Genomic DNA, 20,502 nt, shown 5'->3' with positions numbered 1-20,502 from the left:
GGCACCACGGCGCTGTGCATCGAGCGCTACCTCAACCAGGGCATTACCCTCGATGAGCTGGTGGGCGGCAAGCCGATCATCGGCATCTGCCAGTCGGGCTCCGATCTCACGCCGTGCAACCGCCACCACATCGAGCTGGTCAAGCGCGTCAAGGACGGCATCCGCGCCGCCGGCGGGGTGCCCTTCGAGTTCCCCCTGCACCCCATCCACGAGAACGTGCGCCGGCCCACCGCGGCGCTGGATCGCAACCTGGCCTACCTGGGCCTGGTCGAGGTGCTGCACGGCTACCCGCTGGACGGCGTGGTACTGACCACCGGCTGCGACAAGACCACCCCGGCCAGCCTGATGGCCGCGGCCACGGTCAATATCCCCGCCATCGTGCTATCCGGCGGGCCGATGCTCAACGGCTGGCGCGGGGCGGAGCGGGTCGGCTCCGGCACCATCATCTGGGAGCTGCGCAAGCGCCTCGCCGCCGGCGATATCGACTACGCCGAGTTCCTCGCCCGGGCCACCGACTCGGCGCCCTCGGTGGGCCACTGCAACACCATGGGCACCGCCTCGACCATGAACTCCCTGGCCGAGGCGCTGGGCATGAGCCTGCCCGGTTCGGCGATGATCCCCGCGCCCTACAAGGAGCGCGCCATGGTCGCCTACCAGACCGGCGAGCGCATCGTCGAGATGGTCTGGGACGACCTGCGCCCCAGCGACGTGCTGACCCGAGAAGCGTTCGACAACGCCATCGTCACCTGCTCGGCGCTGGGCGGCTCCAGCAACGCACCGATCCACATCAACGCCATCGCCCGGCATATCGGCGTCGAGCTGAGCAACGACGACTGGCAGCGGCTGGGGCACGAGGTGCCGCTACTGGCCAACGTAATGCCCGCCGGCGTCTATCTCTCCGAAGAGTTCCACCGCGCCGGCGGCGTGCCGGCGGTGATGAGCGAGCTGCTCGGCGCCGGCAAGCTGCACGGTGACGTGCTGACCGTCAACGGCCGCAGCCTGGCGGACAACCTGGCGGGACGCGGCATTCAGGACCCCGCGGTGATCTGCCGCTACGCCGAGCCGCTGGTCGACCACGCCGGTTTCCTCAACCTCAAGGGCAACCTGTTCGACTCGGCGCTGATGAAGACCAGCGTGATCTCGGCGGATTTTCGCGCGCGCTTTCTCAGCGACCCCGACGACCCCAACGCCTTCGAGAGCAAGGTGGTGGTGTTCGACGGCTCGGAGGACTACCACGCGCGCATCGACGACCCGGCGCTGGGCATCGACGAGCGCACCATCCTGGTGATGCGCGGCGCCGGCCCGGTGGGCCACCCCGGCGGTGCCGAAGTGGTCAACATGCAGCCGCCGGAAGCGCTGATTCGCGCCGGCACCGAGTCGCTGCCGTGCCTCGGCGACGGCCGCCAGTCGGGCACCTCGGGCTCGCCGTCGATCCTCAACGCCGCGCCGGAGGCGGCCACCGGCGGCGGCCTGGCGCTGCTCGAGGACGGCGACCGGCTGCGCATCGACCTGGGCCGGCGCGAGGTACGGCTGCTGGTCGATGATGCCGAGCTGGCCGCGCGGCGCGAGCGCCTGGAGCAGCAGGGCGGCTATCGCTACCCGGCTCACCAGACGCCGTGGCAGGAGATCCAACGCAGCCTGGTGGAACCGCTGGACCGCGGCATGACGCTGGCGCCGGCGACCAAGTACCGCGATGTGGCGCGGCTCAGCCCACCCAGGGACAATCACTGACATGGCCGCCTTTGCATCCCTTTCACACCGTCAGCAGGGCCTGCTGCTGACCGCCGGCGGGGCGCTGATCATGGCCCCCGATGCGTTGCTGATCAAGGTCGCCAATCTGCCCGACGCCGAGATCCTGATGTGGCGGGGCTTTCTGTCGGCGCTGGGGTTCTTCCTGATCGCGCTGATGCGCCATGGCAACGGCATCTGGGGCGTATACCGCCGCTGCGGCTGGACCGGTATCGCCGTGGCGCTGCTGTTCAGCCTTACCACCTGTGGCTTCGTGCTCGGCAACCAGTACACCAAGGCCGGCAACGTGCTGATGATCCTCGCCGGCGCGCCGCTGATTGCCGCGGCACTGTCGTGGGTCATTCTCAAGGAGCGCCTGCCGCGCCGCACCTGGATCGCGATCTGGCTGTGCCTGGCGGGGATCGCCATGATCGCCCTGGATGACGCCGGGGCCGGCAGTTGGGTAGGCAATGCCTTTGCCTTGATGGCGGCCACGACGCTGGCGATCAACTTCACCCTGTGCCGCACCCGGCCGGGCATCGACATGAGCCCGATGCTGGTGTTCAACGGCATCATCGTCGGCAGCGTGGCCGGGCTGTTCTGGTTGGCCGGGGGGGAGCCATCGCTACCAGAGACGAACCAACTGGCGGTGGTGGTCTTGCTGTGCCTGATCATCGTGCCCTGTGGGGTGACCCTGCTGCAGCGCGGCCCGCTCTATCTGCCCGCCGCCGAGGTGGGACTGTTATTGCTGCTCGAGGTGGTGGTAGGCACGCTGCTGGCGTGGTGGATCATTTCCGAGCAGCCGGCGCCCATGGCGCTGGTAGGCGGTACGCTGGTGCTCGGCACACTGACCGCCAAGGGGCTCTACGAGCGGCGCCTGGAGCTCAGGGCGCGCGCCGGCGCCGGGCCGGCGCTGCGGCAGCCGGTCGAGCGTACGGATACGGTATGATATCGAGGAACTGCAATAGGATCTCACTGCTTTGACGTCACCACTCTCCAAATCTGCGGCATCCAAGCCTCTGGCGCGTCCCAGCATCGCCGAGCATCTCGCCGAGGCGATCTTCTCCGGTCGCTACCAGCCCGGCGAGTTCGTGCCCCGCGAGCTGGACCTCTGCGAGCGCTTTGCCATCAACCGCTCGGCGGTACGCAGCGACCTGCGACAGCTGGTCGATGCCGGCATCATCGAACGTATCTCCGGCCACGGCTCCAAGGTGCGCGAGTATGCCGAGTGGCACATCCTCGACCCCCAGGTGACCGACTGGATGACCCGCTATGCTGCGCCCAACCCGGAGATCCAGCGTGAGATCCTGGCCTTCCGCCTCGACGTCGAGCCCTATGTGGCGATGACTGCCGCGCGGCGCGCCAAGGCCCGCGACCTGGTCGCCATCGAAGAGGCCTTCGAAGGACTGGGGCAGAACCTGCGCAACGCCAGCTGCGCCGAAGAGCGGCGCCTGCACAGCGAGTGCGACGTGGCCTTTCACGTAGCGATCTTCAAGGCCACTCACAACATCGTCTGGGCGCAGCTGTCGCATATCCTGCGCCCCTCGATCCATCTGCTGGTGTCGATGTCCAACGAGAGCGCCAACGACCCGGAAGACAGTCTCGAACGACACCGCCAGCTGATGGAGAGCATTCGCATGCGCCGCCCGCGCGAGGCGTTCCTGGCCGCCCAGGCGGTACTCGCCGGCACTGCCGATGCGCTGGGCCTGGAACCGGGCACCAGTACGCTTGGGCGCTGCGTGGATCTGCCCTGAATACCTGTGATTTCCCTTGTTGTTGTCTATCGTGAAAAGGTCCTCCATGTCTGATGTTTCCCTCGGCCTGGTCGGCGTCGGCAAGATCGTCCGCGATCAGCACCTGCCGGCCCTGGCGGCGACCCCCGGTTACCGGCTGCTGGCCAGCGCCGATCCTCATGCCAGCCTGCCCGAGGTGCCGGCCTACGCCGATATGGCGTCGATGCTCGATGCCCACCCCGAGCTCGACGCTGTGGCGATCTGTACCCCGACCCACCTGCGCCACGCCCAGGCACGCCTGGCGCTGCAGCGCGGCAAGCAAGTGCTGCTCGAGAAGCCGCCCGGCGCCACCCTCAGCGAGGTCGAAGACCTGATCGACGTCGCCAGCGAGCAGGGCGTCACACTATTCGCCGCCTGGCACTCACGCTTCGCCCCCGGCGTTGCCCGGGCCCGCGAGTGGCTGGCCGAGCGGCGCATCGAGCGCGTCGAGATCGTCTGGAAGGAGGATGTGCGGGTCTGGCATCCGGGCCAGGCGTGGATTTGGCAGCCCGGCGGCATGGGCGTCTTCGACCCCGGCATCAATGCCCTGTCGATCGCCACCGCGATCCTGCCCCAGGCGTTCTTCCTGCGTCAGGCACGGCTGCTGGTGCCGAGCAACTGCCAGACGCCGATTGCCGCCGAGCTCAGCTTCGCCGACCCCGACGGGGCCACCATCGAGGCCGACTTCGACTTCCGCCAGAGCGGTCCGCCGACCTGGGATATCCATGTCGAGACCGACGCCGGGCGCCTCAGCCTGACCCAGGGCGGCTGCCGATTGAGCCTCGACGGCCAGCTCTCGCTGGAGGCGGAGGAGCGCGAGTACGCCGGCCTCTATGCGCGCTTCGCCGAGCTGGTCGCAAGTGGCCGGCGCGAGGTCGACGTGGCGCCGCTGCGCCACGTGGCTGACGCCTTCCTCTATGGGCAGCGTGATGTCACCGATGCCTTCATCGAGTGATGCAGCGCCGTCATGATTAAAGCTCCCTGACCCAGATATTGCGGAAACTCACCGCGGCGTCGTGGTCCTGCAGATAGATCGGCGCACAGCCATGCGCCTCGTCGTAATCGGGTTCGCCAATCCACTCGGTGGTGCCCTGAATCTCGACGTGATGCTGAACCAGCACGCCGTTGTGCAGTACCGTGACATAGGCGGGAGAGGCCAGCTCGCCCGACTCGTCGAAGCGTGGCGCCGTGTAGAGGATATCGTAACTCTGCCACTCACCCGGTGGGCGTGACGCGTTGACCAGTGGGATATGCTGCTTGTAGACCGATGCGGCCTGGCCGTTGGGGTAGGTCGCGTTGTCGTAGGAGTCGAGTACCTGAATCTCGTAGCGCTCCTGCAGGAAGACACCGCTATTGCCGCGATCCTGGCCCTGCATGCCATCGATCTCGGCAGGTGCACGCCACTCCAGGTAGAGCTGCACGTCACAGAAATCCTGGCGTGTGCGAATGCCGCCGCTACCGCGCTCCACCGTCATGGCATCGCCCTCGAGGCGCCACCTCGCCGGCCCACCCTCTTCGGCCTCCCAGGCCTCCAGGCTACTGCCATCGAAGAGTACGATGGCATCGGACGGGGCACTTCCCTCAGGGGCCGACACCACGGGGGGAACCGGCTCCCAGACTTCCGTTTCGGCGGCTTGCTGCCGAGCATCGCGTTGCTCCGTCGACGTGGTATCGTCGGCCACGGCGGACAACGCCACCAGGCTGCTGCAGGTCATCCAGATCATGCGCGTGGGGATATTCATGCTGTGACTCCTTGCGGTTTAGAACAGGTACTTGAAACGCACCCGGGCGCCGTAGCGGTCGGCGTCGTCCAGGCTGTCGATCTGTTGGTGGTCGATACGACTGTAGTAAGCCCCTAGATAGAGACGTAGATCGTCGATGCTCAGCACATCGGCGAACTGGTAGGAGGTATAGAGCGTGTCGATGTCGTAGCGCCCCGGCACACTGAACACCACGTCGTCACCCTCCACGGGATTGACGTCGTCGATGTCATTGCGGGCATGGATATAGCCCACGCCAAACTGACGCCATAGTGCATTTACCCCGAGTGTCTGATTGGTCTCCTCAAAGGCATCCAGGTAGGCGAGATTGGCATTCCACTGCCAGTCGCCTGCTGCGTAGGAGATCCGCACCCCGTAGCCGGTACGGTCGCCGATGTCGGCACCGCGCTCATCGACGATGGCAGCGTCGACTAGGTTGGTCTCGAGTCCCGCTGCCAGCGTCCACGGTCCAGGTGCCCAGGCGATGGCGGGACGTACGATAAAGGAGTCCTTGCTGCGCTGGTGGGGATCGATCCGGTAGCCGTGGTAGGTATCGGAATCGAAGAGATCGCTGCGATCGCCGAATAGCGTGGAAATTTCACCATAAAGGTTGCCGCTGCGCTGGCTGACCATTACCTGGCCGGAATCGCCGCCACGGCCACGGCCCTCCTTGGCTTGATAGATATACCCCTGGCCGTCGCGATACAGGCCGTCCGACGTGTCACCGCTGAAGCCAACGAAGACATCCTGCCCCAGTGGGAACAGGTCGAATGCCTCGAAACGGCCGACCTTGAACTCGAAACCATGGCGATTGCCGATGGCTAGCCAGGCATCATCGACGGCGAAGTTGCCATCGGTTTGAATCAGCGGCTGCACCTTGAAGCCTGCATAGTGGTTGGCTGGACTGCGGCGCTCGCCACTGATATCGAGCAGGATGCGTCCGGTCTGATTGAACTCATCGCCATGGTCGACATCGTCTTCGAAAAAGATCGGCCCCTCGCCAGCGTGGGTGTTCTGGGCATTGATATCCAGCTCGACATCGCCACCGAAGGTGAGCTCTCCCGACTCCCCCTCGTAGACGAGTTGCGCCAGGCTGGGGGAACTGCCGATGGTTGCCAAGCCGGCAACCAGGAGGAGGCGAGGGTGAAAATTGTGAAACATGTCCATTGCTCCGATTGTTGTCATTGGTAAGCGTGCGAAGGGGCGCTGCGATCAGGCAGCAAGACACCTCCTGACGGGCCTTTGGCCCGCCAGAGATGCATGGCATATCGAGAGAGAGCGGCTGCTCAGCGGGGTGCGATACGAGTCTCGACGGCCTCGAGAGCAGTGCCCCAGCCGCCAGTCAGGTGGTCGCCCAAGCGGGCTCCCCCTCCTCGTAGGGTGCACAGCCATCGTAACGACCAGGCACCGCTTCATAGCGCAGGACTTGCGTGGCACCCACCTCTGAGGTGAAGAAACCGAACAGCGTCAGCTGCTTCATCATGGTGAAATAGTGGGGGTCGCTTGCACTGTCCATTTGGAGACGGGCTTCCCGGTCCAGCGCATCGACTAGCGCACGTCGTTGCGGCTCATCCAGTGCCAGGAACTCCTGCCCGTATTCAGCGCGACTGCGCGCCTCGAGCTGTGCCAGGCCATGCTGGAAGAGGGTGCGCTCCTGAGCGCTGTAGCAGGCACTGACGAATTGCGTCATGAAAGCGCCTACCTCGGCATCCTTGGCACCCGGGGTATCGGTGCGCGGGATGATCGTCTCGGCCAACTCATCCAGCCGCCGGATATCCTGGGCACTGAAGTCGTGCTCGCTCTCGTCGAGGGCACTAAACGCCACCAAGGAGTGGCCACCGATCAATGCCGTGCCAGTCGCCACGCTGATCATCTTGAGTAGTTCACGACGGTTCATCACAGATTCCCCCGCTTGAGCTCTGCTACTGCGTGATCTACCGCGCGGGCAGTCAGTGCCATGTAGGTCAGCGATGGATTGACGCAGGACGACGACGTCATGCAAGCACCGTCGGTGACGAAGACGTTGGGGGCATCCCAAACCTGGTTGTAAGCATTGAGCACCGAGGTATGCGGATCGCGTCCCATGCGTGCCGTGCCCATCTCGTGAATCCCCATGCCCGGCGCATAGTCGCCTTCTTCGCCCTTGACGTTCTGCACGCCGCCGGCTTCCAATAGCTCCACGGCATCCTGGATCATGTCCTTACGCATGTCCCGCTCGTTCTGCTTGAGCTCCACATCGACGCTCAATACCGGCAGCCCCCACTTGTCACGCACGCTGTGATCGAGTGCGATGCGGTTGTCGTGGTAAGGCAACATCTCGCCGAAGCCGGTCATGCCAATGGTCCACCCGCCAGGCTGGCTGAGCGCCTGCTTTAATTCGGCGCCAACATTGAGCTCGGCGATCTCTCGATCCCAGCCTTGGCGACTCGCCGCTCCCTGGTAACCGAATCCCCGCGCATAGTCCCGGCGTTGGTCGCCGACGTTACGAAAGCGAGGGATATAGAAACCGGCCGGGCGTCGTCCGAAATAGTACTTGTCGAGATAGCCCTCGATGTCACCGCTGGCACCGCAGCGGAAATGATGGTCCATGACGTTGTGGCCCAACTCACCGCTACTGCTACCCAGGCCGCCCTCCCAGATATCGGTGGCGGAATTCATCAGTATCCAGGTCGAGTTGAATGTCGAGGCATTCAAGAACACGAGATCAGCGGTGTACTCGTAGGTCTGGTGATTCTCGGCATCGATGACCTCAACGCCGCGGGCCCGTTTGCGATCCTTGTCGTAGAGCACCTGGGTGACGATCGAAAAAGGCCTCAGCGTTAGGTTGCCGGTATTCATGGCGGCCGGTAGCGTCGCCGATTGAGTGCTGAAATAGGCGCCATAAGGGCAGCCCAGCCAGCACTTGTTCCTATACTGGCAATCGACCCGGTTCTGTTCCGGCTTGGCTTGAGTGATATTGGCCACTCGGCTATGAATCAAGTGGCGTTGCCCATCAAAGGCCGCCTCGATACGCTGGGCGACGTCCTTCTCCACGCAGTTGAGCTCGATTGGGGGAAGAAACTCGCCATCGGGGAGTACCTCCAGGCCCTCACGGGTACCGGCAATACCCGCAAAACGTTCTACATAGTCATACCAGGGAGCCAGGTCCTCGTAGCGAATCGGCCAATCGATGGCGATTCCCTCACGCTGGTTGGCCTCGAAGTCCATGGGACTGAGTCGGTAGCTTTGGCGCCCCCACATCAGGGAACGCCCGCCCACATGGTAGCCGCGAAACCAGTCGAAGCGCTTCTCCTCGACATAGGGGTTGGCCTGCTCGTCGGCCCACAGTCCCATGGTCGATTCATTCAATGCATAGTCGCGGCTCAATACCGGGAACTTCTCTTTCATCTCCTGAGTGGCTTGATCACGATGGGGATAGTCCCAGACTTCTTTGGATGCATTGGTGTAATCCTTTACATGCTCGATATTACGACCTCGCTCAAGAAGTAGTACCTTGAGGCCCTTTTCGGTCAGCTCCTTTGCGGCCCAGCCGCCGCTTATGCCAGAGCCTACCACGATGGCATCATAGTGATTGTTGGCCATGAAAAAACACCTTTCTTGTGAGTATGGCGTGGCGACTTAGACGTCGCAGAGATGAATCGCTTCGCGCAACGACGCGATTCTTTCTTGATTATCGCTCCTGTCAGGGAGGAACTCTTGGGCGATATACCCCTGGAAGCCGGTGGCGCGAATTGCCCGACATATGGCGGGGTAGTTCAACTCCTGGCTATCGTCGATCTCATTTCTTCCAGGAACTCCAGCCGTATGGTAGTGACCGAAGTACTCATGATGGTCACGAATGGTTCTAATAATGTCTCCTTCGCTTATTTGCATGTGATAAATGTCGTAAAGAAGCTTGAAGTTGGGGGAGTCGAGACGTCGGCACAGCTCGATACCCCAGGCAGAGTTATCACAGAGATAATCCGGGTGATCAATCTTGCTGTTAAACAACTCCATCTGCAGTACGACCCTCTTCTCCTCGGCGTGGGAGAGAATCTTCTTCAACCCTCTTTCGGCGTTGTCCAGCCCTTGCTCCGGCGTCATGCCTCGAGCATTCCCGCTGAAACAGATCAGATTGGTGTAGCCGGCCTCACTCACCAGGTCGATATGCTCAAGGTAGCGATCGACCAACTCCGAATGAAAGCGGGCGTCTCCCCAGCCATCCTCGAGACTCAACTCGGCCCCATTGCACATGGAGGAGTCGAGACTGTAGCGTTTAAGTACAGGCCACTCTTTAGGCCCGACCAAGTCAATGGCCGAAATACCGAGTCCCGCTGCCAGTCGGCATAGCGCTTCGAGGGAGAGAAAGTCGAACGTCCAGCGAGCCACCGAGTGATTGATATTTCCCTTGAGTGTCGAAGGCGTAGCGTCATCATCGGCATAGCTGCTGGTCCCGGCGGTGCTCAATACCGTCAATCCTGCAGCGCCGGCGATGCTATGGCACAGAAAGCGTCGTCTGTCGATGGCGTTGCTCATGATGCCAACCTCATTATTGTCGTCTTGGGTCAGTGGTGGCGACGCTATGTCATTTCATGCGAAGTTTGCTGAGTTCCTGACGCAGGAAGCGACTACCTTCGGTGATCACGGCTTCAGCATCGATAGGGTGGTCGTGCTCGATGATGTACCACTCCGACTCACTCGACTCGATGGCTGGTAGAATCGTTTCCCAATCCAGCACGCCCATGCCAAGCGTGGCGAAACCGCCTTCCTCTTCGGCACTACCTTCTGGGGCATTGTCTTTGGCGTGCACGGCGAATAGGCGCTCTTCAAAGCGATTCACGTACTCTGCTGGGTCCAATCCACCACGAGCGATCCAAGCGATATCCAGCTCCGCCAAGAGCTTGGGACCAGCGGCGTCGAACATATGCTCCAATGCTGTCTTGCCCTCTAACACCTCCATCTCGAACTCATGGTTGTGGTAGGCGAGACGGAAACCCTCATCGTTCAAGTGCGAAGCAATATCGCCCAACTCTTGGCCTAGTGACTGCCACTCATCAATACTCTCGGGGCGCTCGCTCTCATCGAGATAAGGTAGTGTTAGGGTGTCGTTGCCGATGGCACGATTGAAGGCTATGGTTTCATCCAAACGGTGCCTGAGATCCTCCAGGGGTATATGGCTCGAGATCACCTCTAGCTCATACTCCGCCAGCAGCGCCTTGAGTTCATCTGACGAAACGCCCTGATCTCCTACCGTCTCGATGGCGCCTACGTCGGCGCGCTGAACGGCGGCCATCTGTTCTTCCAGGTCACCGAAATCACGCAATGTGTACATCTGCACGGCGATGGGAAGTTCACTCGATTCTTGCTGGGCAAGGCTAGGTATGGCGATGGAAGTGAAAGCACTGCATCCTATTGTAATTGCGGCGTATTTTTTCCATTTATCCATGTTTGATGGCATGCCATTCTCCGTTTGTTTTTCCTTGTTGAAAATTCATATGCTGCGAAATTTTTGCAGCTTATGTGTTCCTTCATTTACTTATTTTTCATCATAGATCTTCCATGGGGATCTCCTTATCTCGAGAAGATCGATGCAATGTAATGCATTACATTGTTTAGATCATATCGGCATTCCCTGCAAGTTTAGCCTTTGGGAATAAGCTCGACAGGTGACGACGTGGGTCGGTATGGAACAGAGAATATGCGGCAAGATGTTGATTAGAATATCTTTTTGTGCCGCCAGGATAGAAGGTAATACTTTAGTTGCAGGCTTTATGATGAAGAATGCTTACTAACATTTCGATACGATTGAATGCCGAATATGCACCCCCAAGACGTGGCCCGAACAGGCTAAATAAGCAGGATATAGCCTCAGCCCTGCGAGCACTTTGCTGCACTGGCAAGTGGGGCGGTGCTTGCTTGGCGTACTAGCTCTCTGTGAGGCGTTGCGAATCGGTCGCCTGGAGGGTGATGGCGATGCCGCCGAGGCAGGTCATGTCGCGATCCCAGGGGCAGCTGACGATACGCGTGGGGCCGATCAGCTCGCTGACCAGCGCCTCGTCGATGGCGTCCTGCATGGCCTCCTGCATGGCCGCGTAGCCGCGTACCCCGGAGCCGGTCACCAGCACCAGGTCGGGGTTGAACAGCGCCAGTAGATTGGCCATGCCGTAGCCCAGCGCGCGCCCCGCCTCGGCGAAGATGCGCTGGGCGTCGGGGTTGCCCTGCATGGCCAACTGCGTCAGGGCCTGCATCTGTGCCTCCGACGGGTGCGCGCTGTCGCCAGCGGGCAGCTCGAGGACCTCGCGGGCCTTGCGATAGAGTGCGTAGTCGCCGGCATAGGCTTCGACGCAGCCGCGCTTGCCGCAGGCGCACTGGGCACCCCCTGGCTGGTATTTGCTGTGGCCGAACTCCGCTGCGGAGCCGTTGGCGCCGAGAAACGGCACGCCGTCGATCAGCAGTGACATGCCGATGCCATAGCCCAGCATGATCACCGCCAGATTGGGGTAGCCGGCATAGGCGGGCTGCGTCGCCAGTACGCTGGCGATGCAGTTGGCATCGTTCTCGAGCAGCACCGGGCAGCCGAAGCGCTCGGTCAGGAGCGGCGCCAGCGCGGCGTTGCGAAAGCTCAGCGCCGGCGACCAGATCAGCGTGCCGCTATGCGACGCCACCACGCCCTGTACCGCCAGGCAGATACCCACCAGGCGGCGATGGCTGGCCAGCGCCAGGCTACGCACCTCGGCAATCTTCTCTTCGAGCAGCGCCACCAGGTCCGCTGGCGTGAGGGCCAGGGTGGCGACGCTATGGTGCTCGCTATGCTGCATCTGGCCGCTGTAGTCGCCCACCACCAACTGCAGCTCATTGATCGACAGCTTGACGCAGATCACGCAGGCCGCCTCGGGGGCCAGCTGGATCAGCGTCTTGGGGCGTCCGCGTCCGCTGGGGCGGGGGGTGTCAGGTGGCAGCTCGGCAATCAACCCCTGCTGCAGCAACTCGGCGCTGATCGAGGTCACGGTGGCCGAGCTGATGCCGTTGAGAATGCCCAGGTCGACGCGCGCCGCCGGGCCTTGCTCACGCAGGGTGCGTATCACCGCCAGGGTGTTGTCGTGGCGGCTGCTGTCATGGGGCTGAGAGGCCATGGATCTAGCCGTTGCTGTGGGTCATGGGCAGTCTACCAGAGACGCAATCAGGCAATGGCCAATGGCTGGCACGAGGCGATATCCCTCATCTGATGCGACCTAAGTTGCATAGGTAAATATTTATTTTAGGGTCTAAATTAAATCCACGCCAGCTGCTCCACAGCTTCCGACAATAACAACAGGGGAGATCGCCATGCGCGAGCCGATGGCCCGCTACCCGAGTCTTGCCGGGCGCGTCGTCTTCGTCACTGGAGGCGGTGGCGGGATCGGTGCGGCCCTGGTCGAGGCCTTTCACCACCAGGGCGCGAGTGTCGCCTTCGTCGATATCGACGATGCAGCGAGCCAGGTGCTGTGCCGCAACCTCGAGGCGAAGACCGGCCGGGCACCCTGCTATCACCACTGCGATATCCGCGATATCAGCGCCCTGCAGGCCGTCATCGACGAGGTGAGCGAGCGTCTGGGGCCGATCCGCACCCTGATCAACAATGCCGCCAACGACGACCGCCACGACTGGCGTGAGGTCAGCGTCGACTACTGGGACGAACGCATGTCGCTCAACCTGCGGCCGATGTTCTTCTCGAGCCAGGCGGTGGCCGAGCGCATGGCTCAGGCCGGCGGTGGCTCGATCATCAACTTCGGCTCGATCAGCGTGCGCCTGGCGCTGGGCAACCTACCCACCTATGTCACCGCCAAGGCCGCGGTGCACGGCTTGACCCGCAGCCTGGCTCGCGATCTTGGCGAACAGAGCATCCGTGTCAACACGGTGGTGCCGGGCTGCATCATGACCGAGCGTCAGCTCGACAAGTGGATCGGCCCCGAGGACGAGACGCGCATCCAGCAGCACCAGTGCCTCAAGGTGCGCCTGGCCCCGGAGCATGTGGCACCGATGGTGCTGTTCCTGGCCGCTGACGACAGCGCCCAGCTGACCGGCCATGAATTCTGCGTCGACGCGGGGTGGGGCTGATGAGCATGCCGGATCAGCCGCTGCTGGCGGCGCGGCGCATTTCTCGCTGGTTTGGCGAGAACCAGGTGCTGTTCGACATCGATCTCTCGCTCAAGCCCGGTGAGGTCCACGCGCTATTGGGCGAGAACGGCGCCGGCAAGTCGACGCTGGTGCGTATTCTCGCCGGCTATCTGAGCCCCAGCGACGGTGACGTCTGCCTGGCGGATGAGGTGCGTCACTATCGCAGCAGCGGCGACGCCGAGGCCGACGGGGTGGTGATGATCCACCAGGAACTGGCCCTGGCCGAGCAGCTGAGCGTGGAGGAGAACATCTTCCTTGGCCGCGAGCTGCGCCGCGGCCCCTTCCTCGACCGCCGCGCCATGCGCGAGCGCTGCCGCGCGGCGCTGGCCGAGCTCGAGACCCGGGTCGATCCGCGCGCCAGGGTCAAGGACCTCAGCACCTCCGACCAGCAGATGGTCGAGATCGCCAAGGCGATCACCCGCGACGTGCGCGTGCTGATCATGGATGAGCCCACCGCGTCCCTCACCGAGCATGAAGTCGAGGTACTGTTCGCGCTGATAGGGCGGTTGCGCCAGCGCGGCGTGGCGATTCTGTACATCTCCCACAAGTTGCGCGAGATCGAGCGGATCGCCGACCGGGTCACGGTGCTGCGCGACGGCCGGTTGGTCGACAGCGGGCCCATGGCCGGACGCAGCAAGGAGGAGCTGGCGCGGCTGATGGTGGGGCGCGAGATCAATGACATGTATCCCGAGCGCACCGAACTGGCCCGCGACGCCCCAGTGGTACTGGAGGCGCGTGACATGGTGGTGCCCGGCGCCGTGAAGCGGGCGAGCTTCAGCCTGCGCCGCGGCGAGGTACTGGGCTTCGGTGGGGTGGTCGGCGCCGGTCGCACGGCGCTGATCGAGGCGCTGCTGGGGTTGCGCCCCCGCAGCCAGGGGCAGGTGCTGCGCAATGGCCAGCCGGTGGCGCTGCGCCACCTGCGCGATGCAGCACGCCAGCGCATTGCCTACCTCACCGAGGACCGCAAGGGCAAGGGACTGGTGCTCAACATGGGGCTGCGTCCCAACTTCACGCTGCTCAATCTGCGCGCCTACTGCCGGCCGCTGATCGACCGGCGCCGCGAGGAGCAGGCCTTCCAGGAGGCCATCGAGCGTTTCGACATCCGCCTGCGCACCCAGGCGGCTACCGCCGCCGAACTCTCCGGCGGCAATCAGCAGAAACTGCTGCTGGCCAAGGTCATGTCCATCGACCCCGAGATCGTGATCATCAACGAACCGACGCGTGGCATCGACGTAGGCACCAAACACCAGATCTACCACTTCGTGCGCGAACTCACCGACGCCGGCTGCTCGGTCATCCTGATCTCCTCAGAGATGGCCGAGCTGATCGGCCTCTCGCACCGGGTGGCGGTGATGTGCGCCGGGGTGCTGACCGGCGTGCTCGAGGGTGAGCAGATCAACGAACACGAAATCATGCAGTACGCATCCGGTATCAAGGGGGTAGGAGTCGATGAACAGCGCCGTGCCTGACAACAAACCCATTGCCCGGAGCCGCGCCTCCTTCGACCTCAAGACCTGGGGACCCTTCATTGCCCTGCTGGCCCTGGCGCTGCTGGGGGTGTTGATCAACCCCGCCTTTCTGGGGCTGGACAACCTGTCCAACATGCTCACCCGCAGCGCCTTCATCGGCATCATCGCCATCGGCGCCACCTTCGTGATCACCGCCGGCGGGCTGGACCTGTCGGTGGGCTCGATGGCGGCGTTCATCGCCGGGGTGATGATCATCTTCATGAACAGCCTGGTCGAGCAGTTCGGCCCCGGCCTCACCACCATCCTGCTGGGTATTGGCGCCTCGCTGCTGTTGGGGCTGTGTGCCGGCTTCATCAACGGCATGGTGACCACCAAGGGCAAGATCGAGGCCTTTATCGTCACCCTGGGCACCATGGGCATCTACCGCTCGCTGGTCACCTACCTCGCCGACGGCGGCACCCTGTCGCTGGACTGGGGGGTGCGTGACATCTATCGGCCGGTCTACTACGGCAGCCTGATGGGGATTCCGATTCCGGTGCTGGTGTTCCTGCTGGTGGCGGTGGTTGGCTACATCCTGCTCAACCATACCCGCTTCGGCCGCTACTGCTTCGCCATCGGCTCCAACGAGAAGGTGGCCGAGTACAGCGCCATCCACGTCGATCGCATCAAGACCATGACCTACATGCTGCAGGGCGTGTGCGTGGCGCTGGCGACCATCATCTACGTGCCGCGGCTGGGCTCGGCCTCGGGGGCCACCGGGGTGCTCTGGGAGCTCGAGGCGATCGCCGCGGTGATCATCGGCGGCACCGTGCTCAAGGGCGGCCACGGGCGCATCTGGGGCACGGTGGTGGGGGCGATCATGCTGACCATGATCGGCAACATCCTCAACCTCACCGATGCCATCTCCAACTATCTCAACGGCACGGTGCAGGGGATCATCATCATCGTCGCGGTGTACCTGCAGCGCGCATCGTGGAGGAAGTCGGCGCCATGAGGCGCCCTATAAGGCAGCAGCATAACAAGCACAAGCAGCAGAGGAGCATCATCATGCCCATCACCAAGAATACCAGGATGCACGTCGCGGCCCTGACCGCGGCGGCGGCCATCGGGCTGCCCGGCCTCGCCATGGCCCAGGAGGTCACCATCGGCGTGTCGATTCCTGCCGCCACCCACGGCTGGACTGGCGGGGTCAACTTCCACGCCGAGCAGGCCAAGGAGCGGCTCGAGGCGCTGCATCCCGAGATAGCGATCACCATCACCACCGCCAGCGACCCGGGCGGCCAGGCCAACGACCTCGAGGACCTGGTCTCGCAGCGCAACATCGATGCGCTGGTCGTGCTGCCCTTCGAGTCGGGGCCGCTGACCGACCCGGTGCGGCGCGTCAAGGAGTCCGGGGTATTCGTCACCGTGGTCGACCGCGGCCTCGAGCAGGAGGGCATCGAAGACCTCTACGTGGCCGGCAACAACCATGAGATGGGGCGCGTCTCCGGCGAGTACATTCGCGACCAGCTCGACGGCGAGGGCGATATCGTGGTGCTGCGCGGGATCCCCACGGTGATCGACGAGGAGCGCGTGCAGGGCTTCCAGGAAGCCATCGAAGGCTCCGAGATCAATATCCTCGACATGCAGCATGCCAACTGGAACCGCGACGACGGCTTCGAGGTGATGCAGGACTACCTGGCACGCTTCGAGCGTATCGACGCGGTGTGGGCCCAGGATGACGACATCGCCCTTGGCGTGATCGAGGCGGTGCGCCAGGCCGGTCGCGAGGACGAGCTGTTCATCGTCGGCGGCGCCGGCATGAAGGACATCATCGCGCGGGTCATGGAGGGTGACGAACTGATACCGGTGGACGTGCTCTATCCGCCGGCGATGATCGCTACCGCCATGGATTTGACCGTGCAGCACTTCGTCTCCAACGGCCCGGTGGTCGGCGAGTACATCCTCGGCTCGCCGCTGATCACCCAGGAGAATGCCGAGCAGTACTACTTCCCCGATTCACCGTTCTGATCGAGCCAGGCGGGCGCTCGACGCCCGCCTTCGACGACAACCATCGGAGAGCCCGCTATGCAAACCATCAAAGGGCCGGCGATCTTTCTCGCTCAGTTTGCCGGTGACGACGCCCCCTTCAACAGCCTCGACAGCATCGCCCGCTGGGCGGCGGGGTTAGGCTACGAGGGCGTGCAGATTCCCAGTTGGGATGCGCGCCTGATCGATCTGAAACGCGCCGCCGAGAGCCAGACCTACTGCGACGAGATCAAGGGCACGCTGGCCGAGCACGGCCTGACACTGACCGAACTTTCCACCCACCTGCAGGGCCAGCTGGTGGCCGTGCACCCGGCCTACGACGAGGTCTTCGATGGCTTCGCGGTAGCCGAGGTGAGAGGCAGCCCCAAGGCCCGCCAGGCGTGGGCGGTGGAGCAGCTGATGCTGGCCGCCAGGGCCTCGAAGAACCTCGGCCTGACCGACCACGGCACCTTCTCCGGCGCGCTGGCCTGGCCCTATGTCTATCCGTGGCCGCAGCGCCCGGCGGGGCTGATCGACGCCGCCTTCGACGAGCTGGCCAAACGCTGGCGGCCGATCCTCGACGCCTTCGACGAGGCCGGGGTCAACCTGTGCTACGAGATCCACCCCGGCGAGGACCTGCACGACGGCATCACCTTCGAGATGTTCCTCGAGCGGGTCGGCCACCATCCGCGCTGCCACATCCTCTACGACCCCAGCCACCTGATCCTGCAGCAGCTCGACTACCTGGGCTTCCTCGACGTCTACCGCGAGCATATCCAGATGTTTCACGTCAAGGACGCCGAGTTCAATCCCAGCCCCAAGCAGGGCGTCTACTCCGGCTACCAGTCGTGGACCGAACGCGCCGGGCGTTTCCGCTCGCTGGGCGACGGCCAGGTCGACTTCAAGTCGATGTTCTCGTGGATGGCCGCCAACGACTACCACGGCTGGGCGGTGCTGGAGTGGGAGTGCTGCCTCAAGCACCCGGAGGTCGGTGCCCGCGAAGGGGCCGCCTTCATTCGCGAGCATATCATCCAGGTGACCGAGCGGGCCTTCGACGACTTCGCCGACGCTGGCGTCGACGAGGCGACCAACCGCCGCCTGCTGGGCCTCGACTGAAGGATACGACGACATGAGCCAACATCAGGATACCCCCCGCCGGCTGCGCCTGGGCATGGTCGGTGGCGGCCAGGGCGCCTTCATCGGCGGCGTGCATCGCATCGCCGCCAGGCTCGACGACCACTACGAGCTGGTCGCCGGCGCCTTCGCCTCCGACCCCGAGCGCAGCCGTGCGGCGGCGGCCGAGCTGCACGTAAACGAGGCGCGTGCCTACCCCGACTACCGCACCATGGCCAAGGCCGAAAGCCAGCGTGAGGATGGCATCGATGTCGTGGCCATCGTTACGCCCAACCATCTGCACTTCGACGTGGCCAAGACCTTCCTCGAGGCCGGCATCCACGTGATCTGCGACAAGCCGATGACCACCAGCCTGGAGGACGCCCAGGCGCTGGCCGCGCTGGTCGAACGCAGCGGGCTGTTCTTCGGCCTGACCCACAACTACTCGGGCTACTCGCTGGTGCGTCAGGCCCGCGACATGGTCGCCGCCAGCGAGCTTGGCGAACTGCGGGTGGTGCAGGTCGAATACCCCCAGGACTGGTTGTCGACGCGCCTCGAGGAGAGCGGCGTCAAGCAGGCTGAGTGGCGTACCGACCCCAAACGCAGCGGCCCGGCCGGCTGCCTGGGCGATATCGGCACCCACGCTTATCACCTGGCACGCTTTGTCACCGGTCTCGAGCTCGAGTCGCTGGCGGCGGACATGCACACCTTCGTCGAGGGCCGCGCGCTGGATGACAACGTGCACATGATGCTGCGCTTCAAGGGCGGCGCGCGGGGCATGCTGTGGTCGAGCCAGGTGGTGCCGGGCAACGAGAACGGCCTCAAGCTGCGGGTCTACGGCAGCCGTGGCGGCCTCGAGTGGCATCAGGAGGAGCCCAACCGGCTGCTCCACTCACCGCTGGGCGAGCCGCCGCGCATCCTCACCCGCAACGGTCCGGGCCTGGGCGAGGCGGCGCTGGCGGCAGCGCGAATTCCCCCCGGGCACCCGGAGGGCTATCTCGAAGCCTTCGCCCAGCTATATGGCGACTTTGCCGAGCAGATCCGTGCCCGCCAGGCGGGCCGCGAGCCCGCGCCGCTGGCCCAGGGCACCCCGGGAGTGAGCGACGGGGTCGATGGCCTGGTATTCATCACCCGGGCGCTGGCGTCGTCTGCGGCGGGAGGCACCTGGGTGGAGGTGTGAAGCCTATGTTCAATCTTCTTACTTAGTGGCGCGATGCGACTCTGGCGAGGCGCTATATCAAGTCGCTGGGGCCATGGATCACGCTGGCCAATACTTGTGCTGCAGCACCGCGGGCAGCGATAAAAGTGGAGTCCTCGATGACACGCAATGGAACCTGACGCTGGGTGCCGAGAAGACGGTTCTGGTGGGCTTTGAAGAAGGCCAGGGTTGGGTCGAGAAGCGGGGCGCCAAGTTGAACCAGTGAGCCGCCGAGAACGATCTCGGAGGGGTTCTGAGTGTGGTGGAGGTTGAGTAGCAGGGTACCCAGGGCTTCTCCCGCGCGGCGCAGGGTAAGTTGAACCTGCTCTTCATGCAGGCGTGGCAGTATGGCCTCGATAAGATTCTCTTCTTCGGCAATGCCGAGTGCTGCGCGTATGGACCAGCCGCTAACCAGCGTCTCGGCACAGCCGCGGTTGCCGCAATGGCAGTAGAGCCCGCCGGGCTGCAATATGGTATGGCCAATCTCGCCGGCCAGCCCTTGGAGACCGCGCGAGATGAGCGGTGGATGACTGCCCTCGACCATGCCGCTACCGATGCCGGTGCCGGCGCTGACATAGACCAAGGAGTCGGGAATCTGGCCCGTGCGGAAGTAGAGTTCGCCGAAGGCGGCCGACTTTGCCTCGTTATCCATTATCCAGACCCCAGTCATCTGAGGCAGGTGGGGGGAAAGCAAATCGAGAAAACGAATGTCACTCCAGCCCAGGTTGGGAGCGCGGCGCAACACGGGAGTGGCTGGATCGATTGGGCCGGGCAGGGCGATGCCCAGGCCCAAGCAGTGGCGCCCGGCAAACGCTGGCGATGCCATTAATGTCTGCAGCGACTCGGCGAGCAGTGCAGCGGTGACTTCCGGCGTGGTCGGCACCAGGTGCTCATGGTGCGAGGCCAGCAACTCGCCCGACAGAGTGCAAGCAACCAGGCGTAGTCCATGTACGCCGACTTCGGCTCCTAGCATGGCGTAGTGCTGGTCATTCAGATACAGCGAACGGCCCGGCCGGCCGCCATTGCTTTTTTGCAACTCTCCTTCGCGCAGCCAGCCCTGCTTGAGCAGTGACTGCACGCCGGCCCCTACGGTGGCCTTGGTCAATAGGGCTTGAGTGGCAATATCGGCCCTCGTCAGCCCGGGAGCCCGACGTATCTGCTCGAGGATGGCGCTACGATTGAGCCGCTTGAGGAAGTGAAGATCGCCCGCTCTGTGTTGCTGTTGATAGCTGGTTGGCATAGACGGATGAAGCCTTGCAAGCCGCACATCGAGGGTGCGGCGAAGAAAAGGGGTGACGTCGTTGTCTTTGTCGCGCACC

The 20,502-nt window shown here is 63.6% G+C and carries 18 protein-coding genes; 10 read left to right on the top strand and 8 right to left on the bottom strand.

Features of this window, described 5'->3' with window-relative positions:
• The 4 genes from CK498_RS24770 to CK498_RS24755 form a co-directional block, all read left to right on the top strand.
• A partial coding sequence (locus CK498_RS24770) for an IlvD/Edd family dehydratase (RefSeq protein ID WP_217987858.1) occupies positions 1-1,731 on the top strand: 1,731 nt, incomplete at its 5' end.
• Position 1,732: 1 nt separating this feature from the next.
• Positions 1,733-2,677 (top strand): DMT family transporter, encoded by a 945-nt coding sequence (locus CK498_RS24765; protein WP_095623517.1) that lies wholly within the window; start codon positions 1,733-1,735, stop codon positions 2,675-2,677.
• Between the two features lie 31 nt (positions 2,678-2,708).
• Positions 2,709-3,482 (top strand): FadR/GntR family transcriptional regulator, encoded by a 774-nt coding sequence (locus tag CK498_RS24760; protein WP_229359215.1) that lies wholly within the window; start codon positions 2,709-2,711, stop codon positions 3,480-3,482.
• 46 nt (positions 3,483-3,528) lie between these two features.
• Positions 3,529-4,455, top strand: coding sequence for a Gfo/Idh/MocA family protein (locus CK498_RS24755; RefSeq protein ID WP_095623516.1), 927 nt, complete (start codon positions 3,529-3,531; stop codon positions 4,453-4,455).
• Positions 4,456-4,471: 16 nt separating this feature from the next.
• Here CK498_RS24755 and CK498_RS24750 read toward each other — a convergent pair whose 3' ends face one another.
• The 7 genes from CK498_RS24750 to CK498_RS24720 all read right to left on the bottom strand — a co-directional run bounded on the left by CK498_RS24750 (position 4,472) and on the right by CK498_RS24720 (position 12,372).
• Positions 4,472-5,242, bottom strand: coding sequence for a 3-keto-disaccharide hydrolase (locus CK498_RS24750; protein ID WP_095623515.1), 771 nt, complete (start codon positions 5,240-5,242; stop codon positions 4,472-4,474).
• Between the two features lie 18 nt (positions 5,243-5,260).
• Entirely contained in the window at positions 5,261-6,421 is a 1,161-nt protein-coding gene (locus tag CK498_RS24745; protein WP_176475904.1) for a carbohydrate porin, read from the bottom strand.
• 181 nt (positions 6,422-6,602) lie between these two features.
• Entirely contained in the window at positions 6,603-7,157 is a 555-nt protein-coding gene (locus tag CK498_RS24740; RefSeq protein WP_095623513.1) for a gluconate 2-dehydrogenase subunit 3 family protein, read from the bottom strand.
• On the bottom strand, positions 7,157-8,842 hold the full coding sequence (locus tag CK498_RS24735; protein WP_095623512.1) for a GMC family oxidoreductase: 1,686 nt from the start codon (positions 8,840-8,842) through the stop codon (positions 7,157-7,159). The genes CK498_RS24740 and CK498_RS24735 overlap by 1 nt, the downstream gene beginning before the upstream one ends.
• A 36-nt stretch (positions 8,843-8,878) precedes the next feature.
• Complete coding sequence (locus CK498_RS24730) at positions 8,879-9,775, bottom strand: hydroxypyruvate isomerase family protein (protein ID WP_095623511.1); 897 nt, start codon at positions 9,773-9,775, stop codon at positions 8,879-8,881.
• A gap of 49 nt (positions 9,776-9,824) precedes the next feature.
• Complete coding sequence (locus tag CK498_RS24725; protein WP_095623510.1) at positions 9,825-10,697, bottom strand: sugar phosphate isomerase/epimerase family protein; 873 nt, start codon at positions 10,695-10,697, stop codon at positions 9,825-9,827.
• A 466-nt stretch (positions 10,698-11,163) separates the two neighbouring features.
• A complete protein-coding gene (locus CK498_RS24720; protein WP_095623509.1) occupies positions 11,164-12,372 on the bottom strand; it encodes an ROK family transcriptional regulator in 1,209 nt (402 codons plus the stop codon).
• Between the two features lie 193 nt (positions 12,373-12,565).
• Here CK498_RS24720 and CK498_RS24715 point away from each other — a divergent pair, with 193 nt between their 5' ends.
• The 6 genes from CK498_RS24715 to CK498_RS24690 are packed head-to-tail and all read left to right on the top strand — an operon-like array spanning position 12,566 to position 19,165.
• The gene (locus CK498_RS24715) at positions 12,566-13,336 is read left to right on the top strand and encodes an SDR family NAD(P)-dependent oxidoreductase (protein ID WP_095623508.1); all 771 of its coding nucleotides are present in this window, start codon (positions 12,566-12,568) and stop codon (positions 13,334-13,336) included.
• Positions 13,336-14,865, top strand: a complete 1,530-nt coding sequence (locus CK498_RS24710; protein WP_229359214.1) for a sugar ABC transporter ATP-binding protein — start codon at positions 13,336-13,338, stop codon at positions 14,863-14,865. The genes CK498_RS24715 and CK498_RS24710 overlap by 1 nt, the downstream gene beginning before the upstream one ends.
• Positions 14,858-15,859, top strand: coding sequence for an ABC transporter permease (locus tag CK498_RS24705; protein WP_229359213.1), 1,002 nt, complete (start codon positions 14,858-14,860; stop codon positions 15,857-15,859). Before CK498_RS24710 ends, CK498_RS24705 begins: the two co-directional genes overlap by 8 nt.
• Before the next feature lie 53 nt (positions 15,860-15,912).
• The gene (locus CK498_RS24700) at positions 15,913-16,875 is read left to right on the top strand and encodes an ABC transporter substrate-binding protein (RefSeq protein ID WP_229359212.1); all 963 of its coding nucleotides are present in this window, start codon (positions 15,913-15,915) and stop codon (positions 16,873-16,875) included.
• 57 nt (positions 16,876-16,932) lie between these two features.
• Positions 16,933-17,988: a sugar phosphate isomerase/epimerase family protein gene (locus CK498_RS24695; RefSeq protein ID WP_095623506.1), complete on the top strand. Its 1,056-nt coding sequence runs from the start codon at positions 16,933-16,935 to the stop codon at positions 17,986-17,988.
• A 13-nt stretch (positions 17,989-18,001) separates the two neighbouring features.
• Positions 18,002-19,165 carry a Gfo/Idh/MocA family protein gene (locus CK498_RS24690; protein ID WP_229359211.1) on the top strand — a complete coding sequence of 388 codons (1,164 nt, stop codon included), beginning with the start codon at positions 18,002-18,004 and terminating at the stop codon, positions 19,163-19,165.
• Between the two features lie 52 nt (positions 19,166-19,217).
• Here CK498_RS24690 and CK498_RS24685 read toward each other — a convergent pair whose 3' ends face one another.
• Positions 19,218-20,423, bottom strand: a complete 1,206-nt coding sequence (locus CK498_RS24685; RefSeq protein WP_095623505.1) for an ROK family transcriptional regulator — start codon at positions 20,421-20,423, stop codon at positions 19,218-19,220.
• Positions 20,424-20,502: the final 79 nt, after the last annotated feature.

The sequence above is a fragment of the Halomonas salipaludis genome (assembly GCF_002286975.1).
Classification (GTDB): Bacteria; Pseudomonadota; Gammaproteobacteria; order Pseudomonadales; family Halomonadaceae; genus Franzmannia; species Franzmannia salipaludis.
The sequence above is the reverse complement of the archived record's forward strand: the minus strand, read 5'-3'. Positions and strand labels throughout refer to the sequence as shown.